At 53.3% G+C, this 18,467-nt stretch carries 20 protein-coding genes and 1 tRNA gene; 11 read left to right on the top strand and 10 right to left on the bottom strand.

The window, feature by feature from the left end; genetic code table 11:
• The first annotated feature begins 155 nt into the window (after positions 1–155).
• The 7 genes from dapA (at position 156) to OO258_RS16480 (ending at position 5,887) form a co-directional block, all read left to right on the top strand.
• Positions 156–1,043 carry a 4-hydroxy-tetrahydrodipicolinate synthase gene (gene dapA, locus OO258_RS16510; protein ID WP_266031669.1) on the top strand — a complete coding sequence of 296 codons (888 nt, stop codon included), beginning with the start codon at positions 156–158 and terminating at the stop codon, positions 1,041–1,043.
• A gap of 15 nt (positions 1,044–1,058) precedes the next feature.
• The gene (gene bamC, locus OO258_RS16505) at positions 1,059–2,180 is read left to right on the top strand and encodes an outer membrane protein assembly factor BamC (protein WP_110743795.1); all 1,122 of its coding nucleotides are present in this window, start codon (positions 1,059–1,061) and stop codon (positions 2,178–2,180) included.
• Positions 2,181–2,939, top strand: coding sequence for an MBL fold metallo-hydrolase (locus OO258_RS16500; protein WP_110743794.1), 759 nt, complete (start codon positions 2,181–2,183; stop codon positions 2,937–2,939). It begins immediately after the preceding gene.
• A gap of 30 nt (positions 2,940–2,969) precedes the next feature.
• Complete coding sequence (gene purC, locus OO258_RS16495) at positions 2,970–3,680, top strand: phosphoribosylaminoimidazolesuccinocarboxamide synthase (protein WP_011535129.1); 711 nt, start codon at positions 2,970–2,972, stop codon at positions 3,678–3,680.
• 91 nt (positions 3,681–3,771) lie between these two features.
• A tRNA-Ser gene (locus OO258_RS16490) sits at positions 3,772–3,861 on the top strand.
• Between the two features lie 276 nt (positions 3,862–4,137).
• A complete protein-coding gene (locus tag OO258_RS16485) occupies positions 4,138–4,989 on the top strand; it encodes an AbiJ-NTD4 domain-containing protein (protein WP_266031662.1) in 852 nt (283 codons plus the stop codon).
• A gap of 31 nt (positions 4,990–5,020) precedes the next feature.
• Positions 5,021–5,887, top strand: coding sequence for a hypothetical protein (locus OO258_RS16480; protein WP_266031661.1), 867 nt, complete (start codon positions 5,021–5,023; stop codon positions 5,885–5,887).
• Positions 5,888–6,185: 298 nt separating this feature from the next.
• Here the strand turns inward: OO258_RS16480 and OO258_RS16475 are convergent, their stop codons facing one another.
• Positions 6,186–6,812: a recombinase family protein gene (locus tag OO258_RS16475; protein WP_266031660.1), complete on the bottom strand. Its 627-nt coding sequence runs from the start codon at positions 6,810–6,812 to the stop codon at positions 6,186–6,188.
• Positions 6,813–7,027: 215 nt separating this feature from the next.
• On the opposite strand from OO258_RS16475, the gene OO258_RS16470 reads away from it, so the two are divergent.
• Positions 7,028–7,414: a hypothetical protein gene (locus tag OO258_RS16470; RefSeq protein WP_266031658.1), complete on the top strand. Its 387-nt coding sequence runs from the start codon at positions 7,028–7,030 to the stop codon at positions 7,412–7,414.
• A gap of 64 nt (positions 7,415–7,478) precedes the next feature.
• Entirely contained in the window at positions 7,479–7,850 is a 372-nt protein-coding gene (locus tag OO258_RS16465) for a trypco2 family protein (protein ID WP_266031657.1), read from the top strand.
• Positions 7,851–8,697: 847 nt separating this feature from the next.
• Here the strand turns inward: OO258_RS16465 and OO258_RS16460 are convergent.
• From OO258_RS16460 to OO258_RS16420, 9 genes are all read right to left on the bottom strand, one after another.
• Positions 8,698–9,507: a helix-turn-helix domain-containing protein gene (locus tag OO258_RS16460; protein WP_266031656.1), complete on the bottom strand. Its 810-nt coding sequence runs from the start codon at positions 9,505–9,507 to the stop codon at positions 8,698–8,700.
• A gap of 439 nt (positions 9,508–9,946) precedes the next feature.
• Positions 9,947–10,225, bottom strand: a complete 279-nt coding sequence (locus tag OO258_RS16455; RefSeq protein ID WP_266031653.1) for a hypothetical protein — start codon at positions 10,223–10,225, stop codon at positions 9,947–9,949.
• 29 nt (positions 10,226–10,254) lie between these two features.
• Positions 10,255–10,794, bottom strand: a complete 540-nt coding sequence (locus OO258_RS16450) for a hypothetical protein (protein ID WP_266031651.1) — start codon at positions 10,792–10,794, stop codon at positions 10,255–10,257.
• Positions 10,794–11,057 (bottom strand): hypothetical protein, encoded by a 264-nt coding sequence (locus tag OO258_RS16445; protein WP_266031650.1) that lies wholly within the window; start codon positions 11,055–11,057, stop codon positions 10,794–10,796. Before OO258_RS16445 ends, OO258_RS16450 begins: the two co-directional genes overlap by 1 nt.
• Positions 11,058–11,633: 576 nt before the next feature.
• Complete coding sequence (locus OO258_RS16440; RefSeq protein ID WP_266031648.1) at positions 11,634–13,157, bottom strand: tyrosine-type recombinase/integrase; 1,524 nt, start codon at positions 13,155–13,157, stop codon at positions 11,634–11,636.
• A gap of 230 nt (positions 13,158–13,387) precedes the next feature.
• Positions 13,388–13,738, bottom strand: a complete 351-nt coding sequence (locus tag OO258_RS16435; RefSeq protein ID WP_012051484.1) for an addiction module antidote protein — start codon at positions 13,736–13,738, stop codon at positions 13,388–13,390.
• The gene (locus OO258_RS16430; RefSeq protein ID WP_041168334.1) at positions 13,735–14,040 is read right to left on the bottom strand and encodes a type II toxin-antitoxin system RelE/ParE family toxin; all 306 of its coding nucleotides are present in this window, start codon (positions 14,038–14,040) and stop codon (positions 13,735–13,737) included. The genes OO258_RS16435 and OO258_RS16430 overlap by 4 nt, the downstream gene beginning before the upstream one ends.
• A 351-nt stretch (positions 14,041–14,391) precedes the next feature.
• Positions 14,392–14,664 carry a DUF3077 domain-containing protein gene (locus tag OO258_RS16425; RefSeq protein WP_266031646.1) on the bottom strand — a complete coding sequence of 91 codons (273 nt, stop codon included), beginning with the start codon at positions 14,662–14,664 and terminating at the stop codon, positions 14,392–14,394.
• A gap of 136 nt (positions 14,665–14,800) precedes the next feature.
• Positions 14,801–15,064 carry a hypothetical protein gene (locus OO258_RS16420; RefSeq protein ID WP_108190684.1) on the bottom strand — a complete coding sequence of 88 codons (264 nt, stop codon included), beginning with the start codon at positions 15,062–15,064 and terminating at the stop codon, positions 14,801–14,803.
• Positions 15,065–15,706: 642 nt separating this feature from the next.
• Here OO258_RS16420 and OO258_RS16415 point away from each other — a divergent pair.
• On the top strand, positions 15,707–16,567 hold the full coding sequence (locus tag OO258_RS16415) for an SH3 domain-containing protein (protein ID WP_110743787.1): 861 nt from the start codon (positions 15,707–15,709) through the stop codon (positions 16,565–16,567).
• Between the two features lie 8 nt (positions 16,568–16,575).
• Positions 16,576–18,465, top strand: coding sequence for a hypothetical protein (locus OO258_RS16410; protein ID WP_266031643.1), 1,890 nt, complete (start codon positions 16,576–16,578; stop codon positions 18,463–18,465).
• The last annotated feature ends 2 nt before the right edge of the window (positions 18,466–18,467 follow it).

The following is an 18,467-nucleotide window of genomic DNA, read 5'->3' as shown; positions in this document are numbered from 1 at the left end:
AGGTCGACGGCCCGGCGGGCCGCGCTGCACCGATCAAAGCATCAAGGGTAGCGAAATAAGGCGCCGAGGGGAATGCTCCGCCCGCCTGCTTCGCTTGTGCAAGGTCGATGCCCCCAGTACCATTACTGCTCTCTTTTTCCGGCAGGAGCAGTTACATGATTGCGGGCAGTATGGTGGCATTGGTCACACCCATGGATGCACAAGGGCGTGTTGACTGGGGCAGCCTCGACAAACTTGTAGACTTCCACCTGGAAAACGGCACCCATGCGATCGTCGCTGTCGGCACCACCGGTGAGTCGGCCACGCTGGATGTCGAAGAACACATCCTGGTCATCAAGCACGTGGTCGAGCGCGTCAAACGCAGCGCCAACCCGATTCCGGTCATCGCCGGCACCGGTGCCAACTCCACCACCGAAGCGGTGCACCTGACGCAAAACGCCAAGAACGCTGGCGCCGATGCCTGCCTGCTGGTTGTGCCGTACTACAACAAGCCGACCCAGGAAGGCCTGTACCAGCACTTCAAGCACATTGCCGAAGCCGTCGACATTCCGCAGATCCTCTATAACGTGCCCGGCCGCACGTCCTGCGACATGCAGGCCGAGACCGTGATTCGCCTGTCGAAGGTGCACAACATCATCGGCATCAAGGAAGCCACCGGCGACCTGGCCCGTGCCAAGGCCATTCTGGATGGCGTCGACAGTGACTTCATCGTCCTGTCCGGCGACGACCCGACTGCAGTCGAGCTGATCCTGATGGGCGGCAAGGGCAACATCTCCGTCACGGCCAACGTCGCCCCGCGCGAAATGGCCGACCTGTGCGAGGCCGCCCTTGAGGGCAATGCCGAGAAGGCCCGCGCGATCAACGAAAAACTCATGCCGCTGCACAAAGACCTGTTCTGCGAAGCCAACCCGATCCCGGTGAAATGGGCGCTCGTCGAAATGGGCCTGATGCAAAAAGGTATTCGCCTGCCACTGACCTGGCTGAGCGAAGGCTGCCACGAAAAAGTCCGTACTGCCTTGCGCCAGTCCGGCGTACTGGTTTAAGAGGAAGTACACCGCATGAAGCGACTGGCTGGTCTTTCCGCCCTTGCCCTGATTATCTCCAGCACCAGTGGGTGTGGCTGGCTGTGGGGCGAGGATGGCTATTTCCGCGACCGCGGCAGCGATTACCTGCAGGCGCACCCGACCGCGCCCATGCAGCTGCCCCCGGACGCCAGCAACGTCAAGCGTCTTGACCCGCTGCTGCCGATCCCGCGCAATGTCGCCGACGACAACGTTGCTGGCGAGTTCGAAGTGCCTCGCCCGCAACCGTTGACCGGTGGCGCCGCCCAGGTGACCGACTACAGCCTGCAGCGCAGCGGCAGCAGCCGTTGGGTGCTGGCCCAGCATTCGCCTGCCGAAGTGTGGCCGGTGGCCCGCCAGTTCTTTGAGGACAACGGCTTCCGTATTGCTGAAGAGCGCCCGCAGACCGGTGAATTCAACACCACCTGGCAGCGTTTCGACGAGCTGTCGGCATCGCTCGGCCAGCGCCTGGCCAGCACTGCCAGCAGCGGTGACAGCGAAGTGCGCGTGCGTGTGCGCATGGAACCCGGCGTGCAGCGCAACACCTCCGAAGTGTATGTGGTCAGCGTCGAGCGCCCGGCCGGCAGCACTGCCGAGCCTGCGTTCCCGTCCAGCTCCAGCAATACCGGCACCGATGCCCTGCTGGTCGACGAAATGCTTGCCAGCATGAACCGCAGCGCCGAGAAGGGCGGCTCGGTGTCGCTGCTGGCCGCGCGAGATTTCGACGCCCCAAGCCGCGTCAGCCTGAGCGAAGACGGCAGCGGCAACCCGGTGCTGTACCTGGGCTCCGACCTGGACCGCGCCTGGTCTGGCGTGGGCCGTGCGCTGGAGCAGGGTGGCGAATGGCGTGTTGAAGACATCAACCGCAGCCTGGGCCTGTACTACATCAACCTGTCCGAAAAGCCTGACGACAAGCAGAACCAGCCGGGCTTCTTCAGCCGTATGTTCGGCAGCGAGCCGACCAAGGAAGAGCGTGAAGCCCGTGCCGAGCGTTATCAGGTACGCCTGAGCAAGGTGGGTGAGAGCGTGCAGGTCACGGTCGAGAAAAACATCAACACCGTGGCTCCGGCCGATGTCGCCCGCCGCGTGCTGAGCGCCATTCAGGACCACCTGGGCTAAGTGCGCTTCGCGGTACTTGGAAGCGGCAGCCAAGGGAACGGCACGCTGATCGCCAGTGGTGACACCTTCATCCTGGTCGATTGCGGCTTTTCCCTGCGTGAAACCGAGCGGCGCCTGGCGCTGCTCGGGGTTTCTGCAGCTCAGCTCAGTGCAGTGCTGGTCACCCACGAACATGCCGACCACGTGCATGGGGTCGGCTTGCTGTCACGGCGCTACAATGTACCGGTCTACCTCAGCCAAGGGACTTTGCGCGGCATGCGCAAGCCGGTGGAGGTGGCCGGTTTTCTCGCGTGTGGCGAAAGCCTGCGTATCGGCAGCCTGGAAGTAACCGCAGCGCGGGTCGAGCACGACGCCTACGAGCCTTTGCAGTACGTGGTCAGCGACGGCAAGCGGCGCTTTGGCATGCTGACCGACCTGGGCTCTTACGACGCGCTGTTGCTGGAACGTTATCAGGGCCTGGATGCACTGCTGATCGAGGCCAACCACTGCCGCGACCTGCTGGCACGTGGTCACTACCCGGCTTTTCTGAAGCAGCGGGTGGGTGGCATGCAAGGGCATTTGAACAATCACCAGGCTGCGCGCCTGGTGCACGAGTTGGGCTGGAACAACCTGCAACACCTGGTACTGGCCCACCTCAGCAGCAAGAACAACCTGCCACACTTGGCCCGCCAGTGCTTTGTCGACACCCTCGGGTGTGACCCGGACTGGCTCCAGGTGGCGAATCAGGAACACGGGCTCGACTGGCGCGAAATCGCCTAGCCCAACACCTCAAGCAAGCGGAGCCCAATCATGGAAAAACGCGACGAACTTTACCGCGGCAAGGCCAAATCGGTTTACAAGACCGATGACGCCGACCGCTTGATCCTGCTGTTCCGTAACGACACTTCGGCGTTCGACGGCAAGCGCATCGAACAGCTGGACCGCAAAGGCATGGTGAACAACAAGTTCAACGCCTTCATCATGCAAAAGCTCGAAGAAGCCGGCGTGCCGACCCAGTTCGACAAGCTGCTGGGCGACAACGAGTGCCTGGTGAAGAAGCTGGACATGATCCCGGTCGAGTGCGTGGTGCGTAACTACGCTGCCGGCAGCCTGGTCAAGCGCCTGGGCGTGGAGGAGGGCATCAAGCTGGAGCCGTCCACCTTCGAGCTGTTCCTGAAGAACGACGAGAAGGGCGACCCCTTCATCAACGAATCCCACGTTGTCGCGTTCGGCTGGGGCACCGCCGAGCAGTTGGTGGAAATGAAGAAGCTTTCGTTGAAGGTCAACGAAGTGCTGAGCAAGCTGTTCGATGACGCCGGCCTGCTGCTGGTGGACTTCAAGCTGGAATTCGGCGTATTCCACGGCCAGATCGTGCTGGGCGACGAGTTCAGCCCGGACGGCTGCCGCCTGTGGGACAAGGAAACCCGCAAGAAGATGGACAAGGACCGCTTCCGTCAGGGCCTGGGCGACGTGATCGAAGCCTACGAAGAAGTTGCCAAGCGCCTGGGCGTGCCGCTGTAAGCGGCACGTTCACGCAAGCGCCTGATACCACGCGATTTTTTTTAAAAAAAGGTTTGCGTTTTAAAAGAACGCTGGTATGATGCGCGGCATTGGAGAGATGCCGGAGTGGTCGAACGGGACGGATTCGAAATCCGTTGTACTGGCAACAGTACCTAGGGTTCAAATCCCTATCTCTCCGCCATACATAGAAAACCCCTGTAATTCAATGAGTTACGGGGGTTTTTCTTTTTCAGTTCTACTACTTATTTCTACTACTCATCCCTCCCTTTTCACCCCCACCTTTGCCATGGCCGTAGCCCTCCCTGTGCTACTCCATCCGGCAAGGTGCTTCTTTGTGCATACATCGCCTCCTGTGTACCCGTAGGGTGCTCCTTGCCGCTCTATGGCCATCAGCCACCGTGTACAATGCTGTGAATCGAAAGGCCTGCATTGGCCCTACACGCATAGAAGGGGTGCCATGGTGACAATGGATTTTTCTCAACGTATGGGATTGGCTCCCGTTCATAAGGTCGCACAAACTGAAGATATTGACGCAGAGTTACTCGTATCGCTATGGAATGTACTATGTTTACAGTTATTTTCACAGTATCGACCGAATAATCACATTGGTGTAGATGTTCTTTCGTATTCAAACTTTAACGGGTTAGCCCTAAAGGTTTACTCTGGCTTCTTTAAAAAGCCTATTGATTACATGCCAAATAGCTGGGAGTCATATCGGCGAGATTTGCGAGATTTCTTTTTTAAATCTCCTTGGCATCGTGTTTATAGCTTTATGGAGTTTGTGGTAAGTATCAACTATTGTAATTCTTCAGGTCAGCTTGTTCGTGAGTTCAACAAGGTTTTAGAGCGGGAGAACTCAGCTTATCGCTTCGTGTCGGGATGTATTACTCCTATTACATCTTTTGAGGAGGCTGAAGAGGTTGAGTCTGCCATTGGTAGGTCGGATCGCTATGCAGGTGTTAGAATTCATCTCCAAACTGCATTGGGTATGCTCACTGATAGGGAAAACCCTGATTATCGAAACTCCATCAAAGAGAGTATTAGTGCTGTAGAGTCGCTTGCTAAAAAGCTGATTGGGGATGACAAGGCGACATTGGGTCAGGCGCTCAAGACACTTGAGACTAAACATGGCCTGCACTCAAGCCTGAAGTCAGCATTTATGACGCTATACGGCTATACCAGCGATGCTGGAGGTATTCGACACGGTTTGCTCGATGGTGACAAACCTTGCACCAAAGCAGATGCTCGATTTATGCTTATCTGCTGCTCAGCCTTCATAAATTTTGCAATTGATAGTATGGAAGACTGACGATCTATTCATTTGGCATGCGGGGGCTCCAATGTCTGCTGAAATTAAGTACACCGCAATATGTCGTAATAATCAATTGTTGATTTTCGATGGTCTGTCTGCGGCGGAGAAGCAGACGGGTAGGTGGCTGTATGAAGATGTCAGTGACTTTGCCAATTCAATTGGGAGGTATAATTACTGTACTCGCTACTTAGTCAAAAGCAAAGTAATGTTGGTCGCATTACTGAAAGAAATAGAGAACGAATGCCGAGCCGGTGTGCTATTTCCCGCCTTGCACTTCGAATGTCATGGTGATCCTGAGAAAGGTTTGTGGCTGGCCTCTTCAAATGAGCATATCTCGTGGCACGATTTGGCTCAGCTTGTCGCCCCCATTAATAGCGCTGCCCGTAATAACGTATCTCTAATTCTCGCTACTTGTCATGGGTTTGTCATTCGAGAAGCTGTAAATCTCAAAGCTCCTTGTCCATTTCATTTCATGATCGCTCCTAGCCAAGAAGTCAGTGCCGGCGTCGTATATGATTCGTTTGTTCCATTTTACAAAGAGATGATTTCTACTGGTGAGCTTAACGCGGCGATACTTCACCTCAATGAAAGGTTTGAGCGATTTATTGCCGGTGAATGGTTCTATACAGCTATCGCTCGTTTTTACATTAACAGCTACAGCTACAAAGACAAACAAGAAATTATTAATCTGATCATTGATGATGAGGTGGCGAAGGCTGGTTATCGCAACCATGAACTTGTACGGGCGGCGCGAGCTAAGGCAAAGAAAGTTGTTTCCAGTCCAAGACAATTCTACATGGAATTAGAAAAAGCATTCCTTCATGGTCGCTCGATGGTGTCATATGAGGATATCAAAAAGTTTATTGATCATCACAAAAAATCTAAAGGGAATTAATCAGTTGTCTGCTACTTCAAGTTAAAACCAACCCACCTAAAACTGCGACCCGCTTTTGCTCCAATCCCCCGAATTCGCTGGTCCGATCATCCGGCATGATAGCTAATGGGTTCGACTACCATCCGTTGTGCCAATGGAAGGGTGCTCAAACCTATGTGGAATCCGTGCTCTGTTGTAATTCTGTCAATCATAAAATGAAGTCCCGCCATAGCTCCAAATAGGACCATAGCGAGGCGTTTGATGCTATATCAATCTCACCCCAAAGGGTAACGGCTAGCGTTGCTGTATCAAGCTAGTTTTAAATAGCTGCTTTCATGTCTTTTTGTACCCGTTGTACAGTGCTGAGAGCGCAGTCTACAAGTGCTGCTGTCTTGCGCAGGCTCATACCGCTTTCCAATGCGGTACGGATACGTTGATGCAAGGCTTCGTCTGTCTTGCGGCCTTTGTACACACCGTTAGCCTTCGCTGTAGTGATGCCTTCAGCCTGACGGCGACGACGGTCTTCATAGTCTTTACGGGCTACCACTGCCAGCATGTCCAACAGCATGCCATTGACCGCCTTAATCATGCCTTTGGTGAAGTCATCAGTAGCACCAGATGCAGTGAGTGCTGTGTGGCTGGTAGGTAGGTCCAAGCTAACGATAGTGATGCCCTTTTCTTGGATACGGGCTTTCAGGTCATCCCAATCATCAGCTTGCAGACGGGAGAGGCGGTCTACCTGCTCAATTAGAAGCACATCACCTTCATGGCTGTCGTCAATCAAACGATTGAGTTGGTCACGCTCCAGCTTTGCACCAGACACGTTCTCAACATAGAACGCGGCAACCTTGTGACCTTGTGCAATGGCGAACTCTGACAATGCAGCACGAGCACGGTTTGCATCTTGATCGGTTGTGGAGGCTCGAAGGTAGCCGCGAATGAACATAGTAAATCTCACCTGTATCGTTTTGGTTGTACCGATTATTGTCGTACCGCATAGGGTAGTCAAGCGCTATTTATCGGTACATTAATCAGTACACCACAGGGTCAGTTTCATGTACTGCCTGATGTATGCCCATATCGGTACGATTTTTTGAGACTATGCAGAGCAGTGGTGATGGTGGTTACCATTGGGCATTCCCGAGTAGAGGAGCTATCGCTATGAGTAACCCGCGTTCACTGACCATCACAGTAGAAGCCAAGTCTGACGAGCATTTACGCAAGCTGCTTGAACTGGCCATCTTCGACCTTTCCAAGATGCATGAAACGATTAGAGATGCTGAGGAAGGGGAATCGATCCCATTGACCATGGAGGGGGACATGGGCCACTACCGGTTGGATTACCACCTAGGTAATCATGCCTTCATTGCGGCTCATAAAAATCTCATGGAGCAAGGCTACCGCTTTGTTGAGACAACAGACTGGAAAACTGAAGACTACAGTCTCTACCAGCACGATGAGCATCCACCTCTGCGGGTCTACCTGAATTCAGCTCAGATCACCGATCACAATCCTGATGATCATCAAGAGGGAAATATACCGTTCTGAGGATTCTTGACGGCAATATTGCCCAACACAGTCGTTTTCGACCATTCACATAGAGGACTGTCAAATGGATTTGAAAGATTTCATCGCCACCAGCCTTACACAGATTGCTGAAGGGATTCTGACAGCCAGTGAGGCATTGGCTAACACTGATGCTCAAGTTAACCCCGTTGATCTTGTTACTCACTCAAACTCAGCACAAGGATACGGGCGACTACTCCTACCGGGTGAGGGCACACGTGGCAGGCTTGTTGAGCGTGTGGAGTTCGACGTTGCTGTCACTGCGGAAAGCTCTGAGGCTGGTAAAGGAGGGCTAAAGGTAGGGATTGCGTCATTTGGTCTGAATGCAGGCGTTGAAGCTACAGACAGGTCTGGTAGTGCTTCGCGTATTCAATTCGGAATACCAATGGTTTTCCCTTCTAAGCGGAATGATAAATAACAGCAAACGTCGCTTGATATACGCCTTAATCGCTCCTCCCTTACATCAGGGAGGGGTGATGCCTTATATAAGCTTCATAGCTTGCGTATGAGCCGCTTTACAGTTAATACCTAGATTTCTCCATCAGTCAGATAAGAAATCCTCTGATATCGCTCTATAGAGCCTCTCATGCCTAAAGGCGTGGGGTTTTCCTGCTATCCCTGATTAAATCCCCGCATTCCTGCATAAATAGAAAGGAATTGTAGAGAGATTGACGGATGTGTTTAGACGAATACCCATTCAACCCTTACAGAATCAGGGTTACAGAGCATTTGATGGGTTATCTTAAACAGGTTGTCATGGAATGCATTCCTGTTTATCACCCTGTACATTTCCTGTACTGACTCCTGTACATCATTCTGTCTGTTGTAGAGGGTAGATAGTATTTGAGGACTATTGATCTACGCTCTCGCTTCGATAAGAATGCAATGTCCTCAAGATGCCGATACATCTATATAGTGGTACTGGCATGTGAGACGGAGTCGAACAGTGAGCGTAGCGAATGCATTAAGGAAGAGGACAATAAGTCCGATAAGCTCTTGATCTGTCTTCTGTACTCAGTACAGGAAAGCAATATTCATAGCGAAGCTATGAGTTATGATCTCTTTGTTTTGATGGGTTTTGTACCCATCTCCTCTTCCATTTTTCCTAGATCATTCTTTGCAGGGTATACACCCTGAAGAAAACTTACCCTGTGGACAATCTCCACAGAAGAACAGCACGTTCGCTTCACTCTCTTAAAATATCTGGGGCGGATTGTGCATGGCTAAATACCGTATGGGAGGCTTAAGCCTCCTTCAATGATCCGCTACGCTGCCGCTTCGTAAATTACATCTGGGGCGAATTGTGCATGATTGATTGCCTCTCGCTTCCATGTGCTCACAGTATTGCGGCTCCGTCCCACCGCCTCAGCCACGTCTTTGATCCTCATGCCGCTGTCGAGCATCGCAAGAGCCTCAATCTTCACGGAATCTATCTCCTTCAATTCCTTCCAGAACAGATCAAAATCAACCGTCAGATCAAAAGTGGCGAGTACGTCAGGATTACGCTCCAGATACAGGGCGATACCACCAAGGGCAATGCGGGCTGCCAACACCACTCTGTCTGCTTGTGTTTTACTCATAACACCGCTTTCGTGATTGCGCAGGAATCCTACTGCTACGTCTCTTGAAATCAAAGGTTGGTGAAGCACCTGTCTAACGTCCGAGGCGGCTACGCTGTAGCGACCATTGATGATTCCCGGCCCGATATGGATTGCACCATGAATATACCCATCCACAAAAGGCAACTTGACCTTTTCAAATTTTGCAATATCGAGAAGGGCATAGAATGGATTTTTTACAACTCGCTGCTTCGCTCCCGCGTTCGATTTTTTTTCCGCGCTAGCTGAGACTATAAACCGGTCATCATTCGGGATCGTTTCGTTGGTCGGCACAGGGCTGCCATCGTTGTAGTCAACTACATGATGACGTGAGTTCAAGCCTTTCGGCTTTTGAGGGGCTGCCTGCATACAGTCATACAGGCCTTGATAAATAGAAGGCTTTGCGTCGTAGCCAAGAATCTCGCCAGTGACGGTATCGACTACAAGTCCATCAACGTGGATGAGGTGGTGGTGCATTCTTAATTCTCCTTTTTAAAAGTTCAGTTCATAGGCATGACCTCAGTGGTTGCCGGAAGGGTGTATGTGTCATAAGCGACTGTGTTGGGCAAATCGTAGACACGACAAAGCCCCCTGCGACACATCCCGTCTAATCAGGGAATTCGCGTGGAGGTATGTGTCAGATTTGGCGGCCTTTATACAGGAATGCTGGGTGAAAGTCAAGGTAAAGTTGTTGACATAGAGTAAGGGCAGTGGTAGGGGAAAAATAAGCGCCATATAGCACCGGTTGCATCTATGCCTACCTTAACCCACCAGTGCCAGCTAAAACGCTCAGAATCGCCTTTTAGAGCCTTCTAGGGCATAGTTCACTTTAGCGTAGCCATCCGTGTTCCTTAGCAAATCTTTTAAACCCTTCTATCTGGTGGCTTAGGTATACAGGCCATGGTGTTGATGAACATCACAAGCCAGCGTTGTCGTCTTCATCGTAGTTCCCTTTACGTGTTCTCTTTGAGATGTGTTTGATTGCATCTCGATAGGCGTTGCTAATCCTCAATAGGTGGTTGATGGGAACATGGCCGTGCCCATGATTACGTTTATCTAGTCGTTTCCACTTGCTAAAAATCGTAGAGCATACCAGCATCACTTTAAATTCAGGGTGGCGGTACTGGTGTTTGATATTTGTGATAGCCTCGTCACTGATGCCTTTATAGGCATCAATGATGAGGTTCTTTTCCATATTCATCACTAAACAATTGAGCATGGCGATTACAAGTCGGTAGTAAATATGGCTGGTTTTTCTTCAGGGAATCCATGAGGAATGGTCAATTCACCATAACAATCCTGAGCCTCTTGTGCTGCATCTGAAAGGCGTTTGGCTTTCGCTTGTTCGAGTACCCTACGTTCCTTTTCTTCCTGTGCTTCCACAAGCTGACGGGCAAGCTTCGCTTTGTATTCATCCAATTGAGATTGCAAGTGTTGAACGTAATCGGCTTTTACTTTTGCCTTAATTGCTTCCTTGTCGGTCACCTGCAATGTTTCAGGTTTAACCATTGGTACGCTGTTAGTCAGTTCGGCGTGATAAATAGGCCACCGACGGTCGAGTGTATAACCCTCTGCTACATGTTGAGCCACAAGCTTTAGCCATTCATGTTCCAGTGGGTGATTAACCATGACAGTGCATTCACTGGTATTCTCATAAGCGTGAATTCCAATGCGAAGACGACGATTGAATTCAGCATCATTCCAAGCAGGGGGTGTGCCATGGATGGTGGTGCTGGATAACTTGTTTGTTTGTTTCTTAGTCATTAATTGGTTTCCTTCTCTTTGCTCAGTAGTGTTCGGGTCTGCGTCAGAATGTTATTAACGTATGTTGCGTCGTCCATTGCTCTTGCTGGATGCTGGGCTGATTCCTGCTTGTCGAAAATTCCTTGATCACATGAGGCGTGTTCAGAACTACAGGGGTTATGCATTGGGTCGTTCTTGTAGAACCTGTCTTTATTTCGCTGCTCCTTGAGCCTTAGTGCTGATGCTTTCAGTCGCTGCTCAAAGCGCCCCGGTTTGAAATTCATATCAATATTCCTTGTTCTGTTCGTATTTAATGTTTAGTCGACTTAGGCGTTTACGACATCTATCAGAGCAGGTTTTAGTGCCAGTACGTTTGTTGATCAACCGGGCGCTGCAAATGGCGCACTGATGTTTATTCATGTGGTGTAATTGTTCCTTATGTGTCACAAATGATTGTGTAGATGATAAAAAACCCATACCGATTACCAACAATTAAATGAGGTAAAGGTACGGGTTTTCTAAAGTGAGGGGTGCCTCCTGATTGAGGGACAGGAAACACCGCAATATGATTGGAAGGAGAGAAAGCCAATCACATTGTTGAAGAATAAAAAGAGGTCATGAGAATGCACGACCTAAGCAACAATTCTAGCGTGTATCAAAATGAACTATGCAACACCTTGCAATCAATATTATGATTAATTGAAATCCCAATCTCTATTGGGTGTTATACATCCCGTTAGGGAGCATCAAGGAGGTTACTGAAGTTGTCTGTGCGAGATAACTATCTTCATCTGTCTTGATATGCCAATTATATCATTTATATATGAAAATGTATATACCTGTGACTAGCAATTTGTGTTTTATAAGTTAAATTCGTATGTGATTTTTTGTATTGCTTCTAACTTTTGTTCAAATGAACATCCGCCGCTGTAAGTGCTGAGTGTGAACGATGTATTTTCATGCCCCAACAGGTACGGTAACACTTCCAGACCGACTCCAGCTTGATGGAGTTCGGTGGTGACTGTTTTTCGTATGCTATGGAATACATGAAGGTCTGAGAAGTTGGCTTTCTTCTTCAATCTCCCGAACTGTTTACTCAGACCGTCGAGACGGTTGCCATACTTGTTCCTTCCACCTTTAAAGAGATAACCATCGTTAGCAGACGCCTGTGAAGAGAGTTCTTTATAAAGGGAAGTCAAAGAAGAGTGAATAGGCACCTCCCTCACACCAGCACTTGTTTTTGCTTGGTTGATTCGGAAACCTATTGGCTCCCCGTCGCTGTCGATGATCGTGTCGTCTGATTTAAGGCGACCTATTTCTTCAAGACGAGCACCGGTATATGCTCCAATCACAATCAGATTTGCCAAGTCATCCTTACCATCCTCACGCGCAAGCTTGTACAGAGTTTCTACTTCGACACGGGTGAAGGCAACGTAAGATTCGCCAGCCGCCTTACCAGCCCTTGGTAACGTATGGCCATCGAATGGACACTGCTGGGTGGCGAACTGCTCTCTAAATTGGGCGTTATATTTTACTGCCCACCGCCAGAAATCGCGACCAGACCAAAGGTAGTTGGCCAGTGTCTGTCGAGCTCCTGATTGCGATGTGAGAAATTGATGGATCGTATCGAATGTGAGCAGGGCACCTTTCGTATTCAAATACTGAGAAATTCGTTGCAGTCGTGCTCGATGACTATTCCGAGTCTTTTCTGAGGCTATTTGAGATACAAGACTAATAGCCCATTCATCAATCATGGATGGCGTTATTGGTGATCTTGGTTTATAGGCTTTAGGATTGGCAATGATGGATTTGGCTTCGGTAATCTCGCTGGATGACAACTCATACCGCACCCTAGATAACTCAGAAATGTAATGCTGGGTGATTTCGTCCGCAGCCTGAACTCCATCAGTCACGGTTGTAGGCTCAGAGCTAAATTGAGCTTCCATACGATCTGCCAGACCAGTTATTCCAGTCTCAGATTCCATGGTTCTGACCTGTGCTATCAATTCAGCCTGATCAGCGGCAAGTTGTGCGATACGTTCTGTAACCGTTTCGATGGTCGGGCTGCTTGATCCCTTGGGTGCGTTTCGTATCCCCTCGATGAGGGCGGCGTCAGCACGCTGTCGATGCTCGGCAGCCTTAGCATGGACCTTGTCTTGCCAGCCTTCACGGCTAACCTTGCGCGTCGATCTTGCAGCCTCAATGTCGGCCTTCCACTGAGCAAGGATCGGGAGACGATTCACCATTGCCTCAGACCGCATTCCCGTTTTCAGTGACTGAATCAGTACGCGACGATTACCAAGTGCTTTACGGACGTCCTTAGGTACGTCGAGACGCACATACCATGTTGACTCGCCTGCTTTCTGAAAAATATGGTCCGCCATGGGGAGCACCGAGGTTGGAGTAATAGAGTGGATTCTACTACTATTTTCTACTACTCTGCGCTAGAAAGTCCCGTATTCATTGGGTTTTCTGGGCTGTGGAACCCTGATCGGAGATTCCCTATCTCTCCGCCATACAAGATCAAGCCCCTGGAAGCGAAAGCTTCCGGGGGCTTTTTCGTTATGGAAGGTAAAGATTTACAGTCAGCATGCTAATTGCCCGAGCGCTTAAATCAAGAGCCCGGAAGCTTCTCGAGCGGCCTGACTGTGAGCTCTACACCTAACGCAACCATCAGTTTTTGAATAGTGGTGAAACGGGTCTTTTCTCCGCCCTTCAGCGTTTTATAAAGAGACTCTCGATTGACCCCTGCGTCTTGCGCAAACTGATTCACGCCCTTGGCTTTTGCCACTTCACCCAATGCATGCATCAGGGTTTGAGCGTCATTAGCCTTCATTGCCTCTGCCAGAAATGCCGCGATGGTTTCCGGGCTGTCGAGAAACCGGGAGGCCTCGAAGCGTTTTGTTTTGCTCAAATCCAGATCAAGGATAGGCATGTCTTGCGGCGAAATTTTTTTGCTCATCATTTTTTACCTCGTAAAGCATCAAAAATTTCCTTTGCTCGTTTGATGGCTCTGCGTTGATCTGTTTTATCGCTACCGTAGAGCATCAGGTAGCGGATTGCGCCCGTTCGAACGAAGTAGATTCGATATCCGGGGCCTACAAATACGCGCATCTCACTGATACCCTCGCCAACGGATTCGATATCACCGAAGCAATCGTTTTCTGCTCGGGCAATCCTCAAGGAAACAGCACCTCTGCCAATTGGATCTTTTAGGCCATCTAGCCAATCGTCAAATTCAGACGTTGTGTCTATCTGATTCGGCATGCATTGAATGTAGCCTACTGGCTACTCCTTGTCGATGAGTGAGCAGCCGAGTGGGCCTGCGGCTCTATAAACGGAGTGGGTTGCCCATTACGCAACGGGTGTATACGCCTGCAGCGATGTTCGCCTCCCATCGTCGGCGCTTGGTTTGGCCGTGACGTGATGAGGCTAGGGCGCGAGCGGAGCGCTGGCAACGGATAGCGCGGGTTTGCTGAGCGTTTGGGAAATGGACTACATGGCGGTAGAGAATGTCGCACTCCAGCTGTCAGCGTGGGGGCTCGCTTAGGTGTGTTTGCGACATGATGCAATCGGTGAAGCCCCGGGATATTTTGCGTTTCCAGGGCTTCCTCGCACTTACTTTTTCATCATCCCCAACTCAGCATCATCCAGCAGCGCCTTGGCCATCGCGCTCAGGTAATGCGAGGCCCAGATCAGTTTCTGGTCGCCGTCCATCAGGCCGGTGATGATCAGGTCGCGCACGTAATCCATCAGTTCGGAGGCCTGTTCGCGGGCGTCCTGGCAGGGGATGCCGGGTTCGATGCGGAACAGCGGGTGAGTGTTGTTTTCGCCTTGGTAGAAGCAGGTCTTGCCGACTGTGGTGGGTTCTGTTGTGTTGTCGGTGGGCATTGTTTTGTTTCCCTGGATTCTGGGTTGCCTGGGGTGGCCTCTTCGCGGGCTCGCCCGCTCCCACAATTTCTGTGCAGTGCGTGACGGCTGTGATGACCCTGTGGGAGCGGGCGTGCCCGCGAAGAGGCCTGACCTGCTAATGCAAGGTGTAAGGCTCTGTGGGTAAATGCGGCCGCATCTGCAACTGCATCAACGCCGACTCGACCAGCCCCTGTACCGCCTCCATTTCATGGATCACGGCCTGCATCACGATCGAGCTGTGGGCGGTAGGTTTGAGTTGCACGGATTGGCGGGCCACGGACAGGGCGCAGAGTACGTACTCTGAGGACTGGACCAGGGTGTCTTGCAGGATCTGGGTGGAATGGGGGGAGTAGGGTGGATCGGGGACTGTTTTGCGCATGTAAGCTCCTTGGGTAGTGGAGCCGCCTGGCAACGCTGTCAAACGAATGGAGGCAGCTATACATGGGTTGACAGACCGGTATACCCAAGGACCCGGCGCACACGAATGTGCCCCATGCACAGCTGCCATCAAGCGCTGCAACGGAAACTTGAGTAATCGGCCTGTCAAAGCCGGTCGCTGATTTCACAACGACGAGCCGAGACTAGAGCGCGACCGAATCCGTCGCAACCGTTTGAGCGGGTTGGCAGTATGTTTGGGAAACGCCCTACAAGGAAGGGGATAATTCTGAGTACAAGTTGTAGGACGGATTTTTACCAATACATCAGACAGGCCTCCCGCAACATTTTGTCTTGAACTGCTAATGGCACCTTGGGCTACAATGCGGCTCTCTAATACGCCACTCACGCCCAGGCCACACGCCGTAATGATTACGCGCGCTGGGCGATGACCTCTTCCTGACATGGATTCGTTGGATGGTTCGCGCCGTGCTGGTCTACCCCTACGCCCTTCGCTGGACGGCTGAATTGTCGTCTGCGACCAGTGCTGCGCCCTCTCTGACAAGCCCGCACAACTTCGAATGCTGCCGCCAATTCCTGGCTGCGGCAGGCGGCTGTGCGCCCCACCGAAAATGGAGTGCTCCACTTGCGTAAGAAATTCGTCGCGTCCCTTCTGGCGGTCGCCATCGCCTCTACCACGGCCTGTGCACAGCTCGGGATCAGCAAAGAGCAAGCGGGCACCGTGATTGGTGGCCTGGCCGGTGTGGCCATCGGCTCGACCATGGGCAGTGGCAACGGCAAGATCGCCGCCGCGCTGATCGCCGGTGGCATTGGTGCCTACGTGGGCAACCGCATCGGCCACATGCTGGACGAGAAGGACCAGCAGGCCCTGGCGTTGCGCACCCAGGAAGTGCTGAGCCAGCAGCAAACCACTGCCAGTGCCCAGCCAGTCACCTGGAAGTCCGACCACTCCGGCGCCACCGCGCAGATCGTACCGGGTAAGGAATACACCAAGACCAAGCAGGTCGAGGTCAAGCGCGCGCCAAAGATCCAGGCGGTGCCGTCGATGAAGCTGATCAACGAGCCGTATGTGACCATCAGCGACAACCTCAACGTGCGCGCTGCGCCTAACCAGACTGGCGAGAAGGTCGGCAGCCTGAAGAACCACACCGAATTCACCGCCGTGGGCTCCACCGGTGACTGGATCCTGGTCGGCCGCAAGGGTGTGACCGTGGGTTATGTGCACAAGAACTACGTCGAGCCCAAGGCCCAGGCCGTGGCCAAGCGCGTCACCCCGGCGGTGAACCTGGACGAGCTGGACGTTGCCGCCAGCAAGGAAACCCAAGGCTTCGACCTGGACTCGATCCAGTCGCTGCCGACCCAGACGGTCGCCGCAGAAGCCGCCTGCCGCCCGGTTACCGTCAGCCTGAAATCGCAAAGCGGGCAGACCGAGCAAGAGCAGAACACCTTCTGCAAACAAGCCAACGGCACCTGGGAACTGATCTGAGGAATACCATGAAAAAGCACGCGCTCGCGCTGGCTGTGATCGGCGCTTGTGGTCTGGTACCGCAGGCGGTCGCCCACGAGCTAGCCTTCTCGAAGAAAGACAACATCAAGGTCGAAGTGCCTGGGGACGCAACCACTTGGTGCAAACCCGAGGTCGAAATGACCATCACCCGCCCGGCCTGGGACAACCAGGAACTGCTGTCGGGCCTGCTGACCAAACTGCCATTCGTGTTCGCCAAGGACTGCTCGAGTGCCAAGGTGAGCTGGAAAGCGGTCGATGCCAAGGGCACCTTGTACGCCAGCGGCTCGGGCAATGCCAGCAACCTGGGCCTGGTGACCTTGGCCGCCGCGCCTGCCGCCGCTGCCCCTGCGCCGGCTGCCCCTGCGCCGGCTGCAGCAGCTGCGCCAGTGCCGGCACCTGCGCAGCCAGAAGCCCCGGTTGCTGCTCCGGCTTCAGCACCTGCAGCCGAGCCGGCTCCGGCGGTAGTTGAAGCCGCACCCGCGAAGGCGGAAGCTGCCCCGGCTCCCGCGCCTGCCCCAGCCGTAGCTGCAGAACCAGCCCCAGCGCCGGCCGCCGACGCCCCAGCCGCCCCGGTCGCACCGCCCATCCCGGCCCCTGCGGCCGCAGTAGCCGCAGCGCCCACCTCCGATTTCGGCCGCTCCGTAGTCCTGGCAAACCGCAACCTGATGCAGGTAACGGATGCCGCGGGCTGCAAATGGGTACTCAGCACATCGATCATCAGCGACGGCGACACCCTGTCGTTCGGCACCACGCCGGCCATGCCGTGCCCAGCGTCCGGCTTTGGCGAAGGCAACTTCGAAAAAATCAGCTGGAAGGCTGTGGGCACCTACCGTGGCGATAACTGGAACCGTGTCTACGCGCACCCAAGCGGCTTGATCTTCAACAAGAACCTTGAGCCTGCGGTCAAGAACAAGGCGGTGTCCTACCTCACCCCGGAAGCTGACCAAGCGGCTTTCCTGGTAGGCGAAATCCCCAGCCGGCAGATGAAGGTGTACCTGACCTTCAGCCGTGGCAGCTACGGCGTGCTGCGCCCGTTCAGCGGCGACCCTTATTACGTGGCGGTCACACAGGACGAGTCGTTTGCCCTCGATGCAGCCAAGTACAAGGAAGCCGCGCTGGAAGTCTTCGACCTGATCAAGACCACCTCGCCAACCACCACCGATGTGGCCAACTTGTTCATCGTCAAGGACATCTCGGCGATATCGACCAACATCTGGGGTAACGACGCGCAGAAAATCGTCCGCAACCGCATCGGCATCAACCGTCAGGGCCTGTTCTTCGATGTGCGCGACGGCGCCAACTGGGCGGTGCAGCGTGAGCAGCAACGTGTGCGTGAAGAACGCCAGCGTCAGCAGGAACTGGCCCGCGTGCATACCCGGGTGCTGGAGCGTTACCAACAGCTGCAGGACGGCATGAGCGACTTCAAAGGGCGCGAAACCGAAGCCCTGGCGCAAATGGCCGGCATCAAGGTGCGCTTCGCTTCGCCGTTGGCTCAGCAGAACCCGTCGAGCTCGGCCAGCGTGGCGCCGATGATGGTGCACGTGACCGGGAAGCAGGGTGACTTCTACACCATCGACTTCCCGAGCAAGGGTCGCCTGGTGGCGGACGAAGAATACAGCGAGGGCTGGTACGTGACCCAGGTGGCCAACGCCACGCCGTACTTCCCGCTGGACGACGGCCGCGCCGTGCCCACCTACCGTGCCTACAGCGCCGGTGAACCCGAGGCGTGCAAGCAGGATCACTGTGCCGACCGCGTGTCGTTCGGTGCCGTGCTGGCCAAGGAATTCCCCAACGCCGGTATCGATTTCAGCTGGACCCCCGAGGTCTCCCAAAAGTACGTGAACGACTGGAACAACGCTTCCGCGATGGTCCAGTGAGG

It is taken from the genome of Pseudomonas sp. DCB_BI (assembly GCF_026240995.1).
In the GTDB taxonomy this organism is placed as follows: Bacteria; Pseudomonadota; Gammaproteobacteria; order Pseudomonadales; family Pseudomonadaceae; genus Aquipseudomonas.
This window is presented reverse-complemented; position numbering and strand designations above follow the sequence as displayed.

Excerpts from the sequence above, each read along its gene's own strand:
- OO258_RS16440 (WP_266031648.1), bottom strand. The coding sequence starts at position 13,157 with ATGGCGGACCATATTTTTCAGAAAGCAGGCGAGTCAACATGGTATGTG.
- OO258_RS16485 (WP_266031662.1), top strand. The coding sequence starts at position 4,138 with ATGGTGACAATGGATTTTTCTCAACGTATGGGATTGGCTCCCGTTCAT.
- OO258_RS16450 (WP_266031651.1), bottom strand. The coding sequence starts at position 10,794 with ATGACTAAGAAACAAACAAACAAGTTATCCAGCACCACCATCCATGGC.
- purC (WP_011535129.1), top strand. The coding sequence starts at position 2,970 with ATGGAAAAACGCGACGAACTTTACCGCGGCAAGGCCAAATCGGTTTAC.
- OO258_RS16435 (WP_012051484.1), bottom strand. The coding sequence starts at position 13,738 with ATGATGAGCAAAAAAATTTCGCCGCAAGACATGCCTATCCTTGATCTG.
- dapA (WP_266031669.1), top strand. The coding sequence starts at position 156 with ATGATTGCGGGCAGTATGGTGGCATTGGTCACACCCATGGATGCACAA.
- OO258_RS16410 (WP_266031643.1), top strand. The coding sequence starts at position 16,576 with ATGAAAAAGCACGCGCTCGCGCTGGCTGTGATCGGCGCTTGTGGTCTG.
- OO258_RS16425 (WP_266031646.1), bottom strand. The coding sequence starts at position 14,664 with ATGCCCACCGACAACACAACAGAACCCACCACAGTCGGCAAGACCTGC.
- OO258_RS16460 (WP_266031656.1), bottom strand. The coding sequence starts at position 9,507 with ATGCACCACCACCTCATCCACGTTGATGGACTTGTAGTCGATACCGTC.
- OO258_RS16465 (WP_266031657.1), top strand. The coding sequence starts at position 7,479 with ATGGATTTGAAAGATTTCATCGCCACCAGCCTTACACAGATTGCTGAA.
- OO258_RS16455 (WP_266031653.1), bottom strand. The coding sequence starts at position 10,225 with ATGGAAAAGAACCTCATCATTGATGCCTATAAAGGCATCAGTGACGAG.
- OO258_RS16480 (WP_266031661.1), top strand. The coding sequence starts at position 5,021 with ATGTCTGCTGAAATTAAGTACACCGCAATATGTCGTAATAATCAATTG.
- OO258_RS16430 (WP_041168334.1), bottom strand. The coding sequence starts at position 14,040 with ATGCCGAATCAGATAGACACAACGTCTGAATTTGACGATTGGCTAGAT.
- bamC (WP_110743795.1), top strand. The coding sequence starts at position 1,059 with ATGAAGCGACTGGCTGGTCTTTCCGCCCTTGCCCTGATTATCTCCAGC.
- OO258_RS16420 (WP_108190684.1), bottom strand. The coding sequence starts at position 15,064 with ATGCGCAAAACAGTCCCCGATCCACCCTACTCCCCCCATTCCACCCAG.
- OO258_RS16475 (WP_266031660.1), bottom strand. The coding sequence starts at position 6,812 with ATGTTCATTCGCGGCTACCTTCGAGCCTCCACAACCGATCAAGATGCA.
- OO258_RS16445 (WP_266031650.1), bottom strand. The coding sequence starts at position 11,057 with ATGAATTTCAAACCGGGGCGCTTTGAGCAGCGACTGAAAGCATCAGCA.
- OO258_RS16470 (WP_266031658.1), top strand. The coding sequence starts at position 7,028 with ATGAGTAACCCGCGTTCACTGACCATCACAGTAGAAGCCAAGTCTGAC.